Origin of the sequence: Bartonella chomelii (assembly GCF_014138465.1) — a bacterium.
Lineage (GTDB): Bacteria > Pseudomonadota > Alphaproteobacteria > Rhizobiales > Rhizobiaceae > Bartonella > Bartonella schoenbuchensis.
In genome coordinates, this window is the sequence record NZ_JACJIR010000026.1 from 1 (window position 1) to 2,047 (window position 2,047).

Annotated in this window: 1 protein-coding gene; it reads left to right on the plus strand. The window is 56.9% G+C overall.

What is annotated here, in order from left to right:
- On the plus strand, positions 1-2,047 hold a 2,047-nt coding region (locus GGR10_RS06725; RefSeq protein WP_182480444.1), incomplete at both ends, for a right-handed parallel beta-helix repeat-containing protein.

A 2,047-nucleotide genomic window follows, 5' to 3' on the forward strand; every position in this document is an offset into this window, starting at 1 on the left:
GTGAATGTGACGGGTGGGAAGGCTGAGTTGATGGATGTGAGGATTTCAGAGTTTGAAACGGGGGTGAGGGTGACAAGTGGGAAGTTTGAGATGACAAAGGGGATGATTACGGTTAGGGGAAGTGTGGGGAGTAGTGGGGTGGAGGTGAGGGGTGGGACGGCTGAGTTGATGGGGAATGCGACGATTATGGTTACGGGAAGTGGGACGATGGGGGTGAAGGTGGAGAAGGGGGAGTTTAAGATGACAAAGGGGATGATTACGGGAAGTGGGGGTTATGGGGTGAGTATGACGGGTGGGAATGTGACGTTGGATGGAGGGGTGAAGATTACGGGGTTTGAAACGGGGGTGAAGGTGACGAAGGGGGAGTTTAAGATGACTGGGGGGGAGATTACGGGAGGTGGGAGAGATGGGTATGGGGTGAGTATGACGGGTGGGACGGTGACGTTGGAGGAGGTGACGGTTACGGGGAAGGGGAGTGGGGGTGGGAGTATGGGGGTGGTGAAGGTGCAGAAGGGGACGTTTAAGATGACTGGGGGGATGATTACGGTTACGGGAAATGGTCAGGGGGTGTATGTGATGGATGGGGGGAGTGTGGTGACGTTGGATGGGGTGAAGATTACGGGAAGTGGGAGTTATGGGGTGATGGGGACGAGGGGGACGTTTAAGATGACTGGGGGGTCGATTACGGGGTTCACGACGGGGGTGAATGTGGTGGATAATTTGACGATGATTGGGGGGTCGATTACGGGAAATGGGAAAGGTCAGGGGGTGACGGGGAGTGGGAGGATGAGGTTGGAGGGAGGGGTGACGATTACGGGGTTTGAAACGGGGGTGAATGCGGAGGGGAGTGAGAGCTTGACGATTAGGGGGGGGACGATTACGGGATTGGGGAGTGGCACGGGGGTGACGGGGAGTGGGAGGATGGTGTTGGAGAGGGTGAAGATTTCACAATTTGCGACGGGGGTGAAAGTGGAGAAGGGTAAGAGCTTGATGATGACTGGGGGGGAGATTGAGGGAAATGGGAGTGGCACGGGGGTGAATGTGATGGATGGGGGGGATAAGGGGGAGGTGATGTTGAATGGAGGGGTGAGGATTACGGGGTTTGAAACGGGGGTGAGTGCGGAGGGGAGTGAGAGCTTGACGATGAAGGATGTGACGATTACGGGAAATGGGAGAGGTGGGTATGGGGTGACGGGGAGTGGGACGGTGAGGTTGGAGAGGGTGACGATTTCAAAGGTTGGAATGGGGGTGAGGGTGGAGAAGGGTAAGAGCTTGATGATGACTGGGGGGTCGGTGACAGAGTTTACGGAGAAGGGGGTGTATGTGGGGAGTGGGGTGACGAGCGCTGAGTTGACGGGGACAAGGATTACGGGGAAGGGAAGTGGGAGTACGGGGGTGTATGCGGTGGGGGGTGAGAATTTGGTGATGAGGTTGGACGATGTGACGGTTGAGGGGGTACAAATGGGGGTGTATGTTAAGAGAGGGAAGAGCCTGACGATTAGGGGGGGGACGATTACGGGATTGGGGAGAGGTGGGTATGGGGTGAGTATGACGGATGGGAATGTGACGTTGGAGAATGTGACGGTTTCACAATTTGCGACGGGGGTGAATGCGGGGAGTGGGAGCTTGACGATGACTGGGGGGTCGATTACGGGAAATGGGAAAGGTGGGTATGGGGTGACGGGTGGGAATGTGACGTTGAATGGAGGGGTGAAGATTTCAAAGGTTGGAATGGGGGTGATGGCGGGGGAGAGCTTGACGATGAAGGATGTGACGATTACGGGATTGGGGGGTGGTGGGAGTTATGGGGTGACGGGGGGTGGGACGGTGAGGTTGGATGGGGGGGTGGAGATTTCGGGGTTCACGACGGGGGTGAAGGCGGAGGGGAGGACACTGATAATGAAGGATGGGTCGGTAACAGAGTTTACGGAGAAGGGGGTGGATGTGGGGAGTGGGGTGGAGAGTGCTGAGTTGACGCGGACGGTGATTACGGGACAGGATAAGGGGGTAGGGGTGTATGCCGTGGGGGGTGAGAATTTGGTGATGA